We start from the raw sequence: 6253 nt of genomic DNA, 5'->3' as shown, positions 1-6253 counted from the left end.
GCACCTCGTCGATCAGGCCCGCGGCAAGCACCTGGCCACCGACGTCGCCAGCGGCGACCTCGACCATGCGGTCACCCGCAAGCTCCTGCGCCTTGGCCACGGCTGCCTCGACGCCGTCGACGAAGTGAAACGGCGCCTCGGAGTCCCAGCCCTCGGGCTTCGGCCGGTGCGACACGACGACCACGTGGTCGATCCCGCCCGGAGGCTTCCCGTCCCAGCCGTCCGTCATGTCGAAGACGTGGCGGCCGACGAGTGTCGCCCCGATCTGGTCCCAGTACGGCCGGGTGTAGTCGTAGGACGTCTGCGACACCTTCACCTCGCCGCTCTCGTCCAACGGGACGTCACCACTGGACAACCAGTCGAACAGCGGTCCGGGCTGGTCATTCTCGTCCGCGACGAAGCCGTCCACCGACACCGAGCTGTACATGACCACCTTGCCCACGGGGCTCTCCTAAAGCTTTGGGGGATACGGACCTGATGGGTTAACGATTGCCCTGGTCCCTGCCTGCTAAACGAGCTCCCGAACCAGCACAGCTATCGAAGACACTGCGGCCACGGTCAGGACCGCCGGGCGGGCCCATCCGGCGTCGATGCGTTTGTGGAGCCTCTGGGCGACCAGGTAACCCACCCCTACTCCCGGCACCATGGCGAGCCCGGCCAGCATGTGCTCCCGATCGAGGTGCCCTGCGGGGATCAGGACGGCCATCGCGATGATCGTCCCGGCCAGGAAGAACCGGTTGAGCGTCGCCCGGATCACCGGGCCCGAGTCGTGCTGGTAGGCCAGTGCCATCGCGGGCCCTCCGACGGTCGCAACGGTTCCCATGAACCCGGACACGGTCCCGATGGCCAGCAGGGACGGAGCGCTTCTCCGCACCTGGACCCCGGCCATGCTGACCACAATGGCGAGGAGCACCAGGACCCCGACGCTTACGGCCAACAGACGGGCCGACATCGCAGCCAGCATTACTCCGGCCACCAGCGTCCCGGGGATCAGTCCCAGCCCGGCCCACCGCACGCCTCGCCAGTCGGCGGGGCCGCCCCGGGTCCGGTAGAGGGTCATCAGGTTCAGCGCGGCCGACGCTACGGTTGCGGGGCCCGGAACCAGGCCCGGGTTTATGAGGGTGAGAAGTGGTGCTGCGATCAGGGAGAACCCAAAACCGACCGAGCCCTGTACCAGCGACCCGGCAGCGGCCGCCAGAGCGGCCAGAACGAGCGAAAGCGGCTCGAGCACCTAACGAGCTCTTGCTCGCAAGAGCGGGCGGCTAATCGCCAGCCGGTGCTCCCTCGTCGGAGTCCTCCACACCCCTCAGGCGAAATAGCGGGAAGCCGGCGTCGCCGGTCTCAACCTGCTCGATTCCCAGGGCGGCCACCGCCGTGTCGGCGGTCTTCCACAAAGTGGCCTGGTAGTGGGCGTCCTTGCCGTAACGCTCGGTGGCGTTCAGCCCCAGCTCGTCGGCGGACTTCAGCAACCCGTTCACGATCACCAGCGCCGGGTCTTTCATTTCGGCTAGCCGATGGATGCCAGGTCGGCGCAGCGGGTGCGGATGGCGTCGGCGGCTTCGGTCAGCTGCGCCTTCTCCTGGTCGTTCAGCTCGAGCTCGACGATCTCCTCAACTCCCCCGCTGCCCAGCCGGGCCGGGACGCCCAGGTAGACATCGGCGATGCCGTACTCGCCGGAGACCCAGGCGCAGACCGGCAGCACCTCGTCCGAGCCCGACAGGATCGCCTTGCACATCTGCGCCACTGCGGCCGAGGGGGCGTAGAAAGCGCTCCCCTTCTTCAGCAGCCCGACGATCTCCGAGCCGCCGGCCCGGGTGCGGACGAACAGGCGCTCGAGGGTCTCGGCGTCGACCATCTCCTCCAGCGGCTTGTCGTCGACCGTCGCCTGCCGGGGCAGCGGCACCATCTGCTCGCCGTGCGATCCCAGAGTCATGGCTTTTACCGAAAGCGGCGACACGCCCAGCTCCTCGGCGATGTTGGCGGCAAGGCGGGAGGAGTCCAGGATGCCGGCCATGCCCATCACCCGGGCCCGGGGGAACCCGGTCCGTTCCGCGGCGAGGAAGGTCATCTCGTCCAGCGGGTTCGTGACGTTGATGACGACCGCGTTGGGCGAGGTCTCCTTCACCTTGTCGCAGACGCTGCCGACGATCGCTGCGTTTTTCTCCAGCAGGTCCATCCGGCTCATGCCGGGGCCCCGGGGGAGGCCGGCGGTGATCACGACGATGTCGGAGCCGGCAGTCTCGGCGTAGTCGTTGGTGCCGGTTACCGACACCTCGATACCCTGCACCGGCGCCGAGTGTCGGATGTCCAGGGCGAGGCCCTGCGGCCAGCCCTCGATGACGTCCAGCAGGACCACGTCGGCTAGGTTGCTCTCCGCCAACCGCACCGCCGTCGTTCGCCCGACAAACCCTGCTCCAACAACCGTTACCTTCGCCATGCCGACAATTCCTCTCTGAACAATTCGATAACTCTAATGTGCCGCGGGTCCGGCCCGCTGCCGGCTAAAGGTGCGCTATCACCGCATCCCCCACTTGTGACGTCCCCACTGCGTTGGGGTCGCCGCGGGACTGCAGCATGTCCCGCGTGACGTGCGTGCCCTCCTTGATCACCTGCGCAATGGCGTTCTCCATGCGGTCGGCGGCGTCCTTCTCGCCCAAGTGCCTGAGCATCAGGACGCCCGAGAGCATCAGCGCCATGGGGTTCATCTTGTTCATGCCCTTGTACTTGGGCGCCGAGCCGTGGGTGGGCTCGAAAAGCGCTATCTCCTCACCGAGGTTGGCGCCGGGGGCCACACCGAGGCCGCCGATGAGGCCGGCGCACAGGTCGCTCACAATGTCGCCGTACAGGTTGGGCAGCACCAGGATGTCGTAGTCGCCCGGGTAGGCCACCAGCTGCATGCACATGTTGTCGACGATGCGATCCTCGAACTCGATGTCGGAGTACTGCTCGGCCACCTCCCGGGCGGTCCTAAGGAACAGGCCGTCGGAAAACTTCATGATGTTCGACTTGTGGACCGCGGTCACCTTTTTGCGACCGTTGGCCCGGGCGTACTCGAAGGCGGCTTTGACGATCCGGGTGGTGCCGTAGACCGAGATCGGCTTGATCGAGATGCCGGAGTCCTGCCTGATCTCCCTGCCGGAGATGCCCTTGATGTAGTCGATCAGGCCGAGGGCCTCGGTGGAGCCCATCTCGAACTCGATCCCGGCGTACAGGTCCTCGTGGTTCTCCCGGAAGATCACCAGGTCCACGTCGCTGTAGCGGGACCGGACGCCGGGGTAGGTCTTGCAGGGCCTAAGGCAGGCGAACAGATCCAGCTGCTTGCGGAGCTCGACGTTCACCGATCGAAACCCGGTGCCCACCGGGGTCGTGATCGGGCCCTTGAGCGCCACCTTGTTGGTGCGAATCGAGTCGAGAACGTGCTGCGGCAGCGGCGTGCCGAACTCCTCGACGACGTCGGCGCCCGCGTGCTGGACATCCCAGTCGAACTCGACACCGGTTGCCTCCAGCACCCGCCGGGTTGCTTCGGAAAGCTCGGGGCCTACCCCGTCTCCGGGGATGAACGTGACGCGATGAGCCATATAGAAACACTCCTTCAACGAAAGGACACTTTCGGCCGCGTCCCCGCTATTCGGGGCGCCTGCCGAACGGGCCTCCGCCGGCAGGGAACTGGAGCCCAAGGAGCCGGCGGGTGACCGCAGGACGAATACTTGTAGGATATGACCTTGCGCGGGTCGCCGTAAGAGGCGGCTCGTAGTCGGTCGGAGAACCTCGCTCGAGGTAGATCTGTAAATCGCAGGAAGTGTCCATGCTGGCGGGCTGCACTACCGTGCCGTTCAAGGGAGGTGACAGTTGAGTCAAAAAGGTCTTGAAGGTGTAGTTGCAGCTCAGACGGCGATATCGGACATCGATGTCGAGAACAGCAAGCTGATGTATGCCGGTTACGACGTAACCGATCTGGTCAACAACAGCACTTTTGAGGAAGTCATCTACCTCCTGCACCACCGGGAGCTGCCGAACGACGGCCAGCTGCAGGCGCTGACCACGCAGCTCGCCGCCGAGCGCGACCTCCACGACTTCACCAAGCAGCTGATGGTGACCCTGTCGTCGACCACCTCGCCGATGTCGATGCTGCGGACGCTGGTCTCGGCCGCCTCCGCCTACGACCCCGACGGCTGGGTACTGTCGACCGACCACCCGGCCAACAAGCGCAAGGCCGTCCGCCTGATCTCGCAGTTGCCGCAGATGATCTCCGGCCCCGAGCGTCTGCGAGGCGGCAAATGGCCCGTGGAGCCCGACCCCAAGCTGGGCCACGCCGCCAACCTGCTCTACGTCCTGAGCGGCGAGTACCCCTCGGACGAGGACGCCAAGATCATGGACCAGTGCCTGATCATGCACGCCGACCACACGATGAACGCATCGACCTTCGCCGCACGGGTGACCGCCGGGACCCTCAGCGACATCCACTCGGCCATGACCTCGGCCATCGCCACCCTCAAGGGCCCGCTGCACGGCGGAGCCAACGAGCAGGTCTTCGAGATGATCCTGAAGATCGGGTCGGTCGAGAACGTTCCCGAGGAGATCAAGGGCCGGCTGGCCCGCAAAGAGAAGATCATGGGCTTCGGACACCGCGTCTACAAGGCGGAGGACCCCCGGGCAACCATCCTGAGGGAGCTGGCGCGGGACCTGGGCACCCGCAAGGGCGACACGAAGTGGTTCGAGATCTCCGAGGCGATCTTCGAGGTGGTCAACACCGAAAAGGGCCTGTTCCCCAACGTCGACTTCTACGCCGCGGCGGTTTACCACTACCTCGGGATCCCCAAGCGCCTGTTCACACCGATCTTCGCCGCCTCCCGCATCTCCGGCTGGACCGCCCACGTAATCGAGCAGCTGCAGAACAACCGGCTGATCCGTCCGGACTCCGAGTACATCGGCCCGGCCCCCCGCAGCTACGTCAAGCTCGGAGATCGCTGACCGGAAGGACCGACGAAATGGAAGCCGATCTCGCCCGGGTACACCGAACAGCCGTCGAAGGACTGGTGGCCAACGTCGAAAAAATCGGCGACGACCAGTGGCACCTGCCCACCCCGAACACCGAGTGGGACGTCCGGGCCCTCGTAGAACACCTGGTCGGCGGGACCGTCTGGGTGGCGCCGCTGATGGCCGGTGAGACCATCGCCGGGATCGGCGACCGCTTCAGCGGGGACCTGGTAGGCGACGACCCGAAGGGCGCCTTCCGCAGGGCCGCCGCCGAAGCGATGGCGGCGGTAGAAGAGCCGGGTGCCGTAGACCGGACCGTGGACCTGTCCCGAGGTCCGACCCCGGCGGCCGACTACATTCTCGAGCGGATCGGCGACGCCGGGATGCACACCTGGGACCTGGCGAGGGCGCTGGGCATCGACGAGACAATCGATCCCGAGGTCGTCGCGTACGGCCGGCGCCTGCTGGCCCAGATCGGCGACGAGTGGCGCCGGTACGGGGCGCTCGGTCCAATCGTCCCCACCGAGCCGGGGGCCGACGAGCAGACGCTGTTCATAGCGGAGTCGGGCCGCACTCCCTAGCTCGGCACGTAGCTCGTGATTCAGCAACCTAAGTTGACGAAGCGGAAGTTGTCAACTAAAGTTGCTTGATGAACACCGACCCCCTCACCAGAAACGACACGAACTCCCCGCTGGAGCCCGGGGAGGCACTTCGGTCGGTCGTGGCCCTGAGGCAGCTTGCCGACCGGCTGGAGGACGAGTACGTCGTACACGCGGTCGGAGCAGGTTGGACCTGGGCTCAGATTGCCGACGCCCTGAACGTCACCCGGCAGGCGGTCCACAAAAAGCACGCCCCTCGCTTTCGGGAGGCCGCCCCGTGACCGAGAGGAGCCAAATTGTTTGAGACCTTCGCCCCGGATCTCAAGGGCACCGTGATGAGGGCCCGTGAGAAAGCCGCCCACACCGGCGCGTCGAGCCTGGAGGCCGAGCATCTGCTGCTCAGCCTTGCCGAGTTCCCCAAAGGCCCCGCCGGCCGGGCCATGTCGAACCTGGGGCTGAACGAGGCCCGGATCCAGCGGGCGCTCGACGAGGAGTTCGAGGCCGCTCTGGCCCGGGTGGGCGTGAGCCTTCCCCCCCTCGCCAAGCTGCCGCCCCGCCGCCGGGAGCGGACCCCGCGGTGGGGGCAGTCGGCAAAGGTCTGCCTGAAACGCACCCAGAAGGAGGCTGTGATGCGCGGCGACCGCAAGATCAACAACGAGCACCTGCTGATCGGCATC

At 66.4% G+C, this 6253-nt stretch carries 9 protein-coding genes; 4 read left to right on the top strand and 5 right to left on the bottom strand.

The window, feature by feature from the left end; all coding sequences use genetic code 11:
• The 5 genes from VFV09_03155 to VFV09_03135 form a co-directional block, all read right to left on the bottom strand.
• Nucleotides 1–442: dihydrofolate reductase (locus VFV09_03155; protein ID HEU4866705.1), on the bottom strand; the 442-nt coding region annotated here is incomplete at its 3' end.
• A gap of 66 nt (nucleotides 443–508) precedes the next feature.
• Nucleotides 509–1231 (bottom strand): sulfite exporter TauE/SafE family protein, encoded by a 723-nt coding sequence (locus VFV09_03150; protein HEU4866704.1) that lies wholly within the window; start codon nucleotides 1229–1231, stop codon nucleotides 509–511.
• Nucleotides 1232–1262: 31 nt separating this feature from the next.
• The gene (locus tag VFV09_03145; GenBank protein ID HEU4866703.1) at nucleotides 1263–1502 is read right to left on the bottom strand and encodes a hypothetical protein; all 240 of its coding nucleotides are present in this window, start codon (nucleotides 1500–1502) and stop codon (nucleotides 1263–1265) included.
• 5 nt (nucleotides 1503–1507) lie between these two features.
• Nucleotides 1508–2437, bottom strand: coding sequence for a malate dehydrogenase (gene mdh / locus VFV09_03140; GenBank protein ID HEU4866702.1), 930 nt, complete (start codon nucleotides 2435–2437; stop codon nucleotides 1508–1510).
• A gap of 64 nt (nucleotides 2438–2501) precedes the next feature.
• A complete protein-coding gene (locus VFV09_03135) occupies nucleotides 2502–3578 on the bottom strand; it encodes an isocitrate/isopropylmalate dehydrogenase family protein (GenBank protein ID HEU4866701.1) in 1077 nt (358 codons plus the stop codon).
• A gap of 271 nt (nucleotides 3579–3849) precedes the next feature.
• Between VFV09_03135 and VFV09_03130 the strand changes: the two genes are divergently transcribed.
• From VFV09_03130 to VFV09_03115, 4 genes are all read left to right on the top strand, one after another.
• Entirely contained in the window at nucleotides 3850–4971 is a 1122-nt protein-coding gene (locus tag VFV09_03130; GenBank protein HEU4866700.1) for a citrate/2-methylcitrate synthase, read from the top strand.
• A 17-nt stretch (nucleotides 4972–4988) separates the two neighbouring features.
• Nucleotides 4989–5558, top strand: a complete 570-nt coding sequence (locus tag VFV09_03125) for a TIGR03086 family metal-binding protein (protein ID HEU4866699.1) — start codon at nucleotides 4989–4991, stop codon at nucleotides 5556–5558.
• Between the two features lie 68 nt (nucleotides 5559–5626).
• Nucleotides 5627–5857 carry a hypothetical protein gene (locus VFV09_03120; protein HEU4866698.1) on the top strand — a complete coding sequence of 77 codons (231 nt, stop codon included), beginning with the start codon at nucleotides 5627–5629 and terminating at the stop codon, nucleotides 5855–5857.
• Nucleotides 5858–5872: 15 nt separating this feature from the next.
• The coding region (locus VFV09_03115) for a Clp protease N-terminal domain-containing protein (GenBank protein ID HEU4866697.1) at nucleotides 5873–6253 on the top strand (381 nt) is incomplete at its 3' end.

It is taken from the genome of Actinomycetota bacterium, assembly GCA_035759705.1.
In the GTDB taxonomy this organism is placed as follows: Bacteria; Actinomycetota; CADDZG01; order JAHWKV01; family JAHWKV01; genus JAJCYE01.
Note: the sequence above shows the minus strand (reverse complement) of the source record. Positions and strands in the feature narration are given on the sequence as shown.

Bases quoted from the DNA above. Each gene is read 5' to 3' on its own strand.
- VFV09_03120 (HEU4866698.1), top strand. From the start codon at position 5,627: ATGAACACCGACCCCCTCACCAGAAACGACACGAACTCCCCGCTGGAG.
- VFV09_03135 (HEU4866701.1), bottom strand. From the start codon at position 3,578: ATGGCTCATCGCGTCACGTTCATCCCCGGAGACGGGGTAGGCCCCGAG.
- VFV09_03125 (HEU4866699.1), top strand. From the start codon at position 4,989: ATGGAAGCCGATCTCGCCCGGGTACACCGAACAGCCGTCGAAGGACTG.
- VFV09_03145 (HEU4866703.1), bottom strand. From the start codon at position 1,502: ATGAAAGACCCGGCGCTGGTGATCGTGAACGGGTTGCTGAAGTCCGCC.
- mdh (HEU4866702.1), bottom strand. From the start codon at position 2,437: ATGGCGAAGGTAACGGTTGTTGGAGCAGGGTTTGTCGGGCGAACGACG.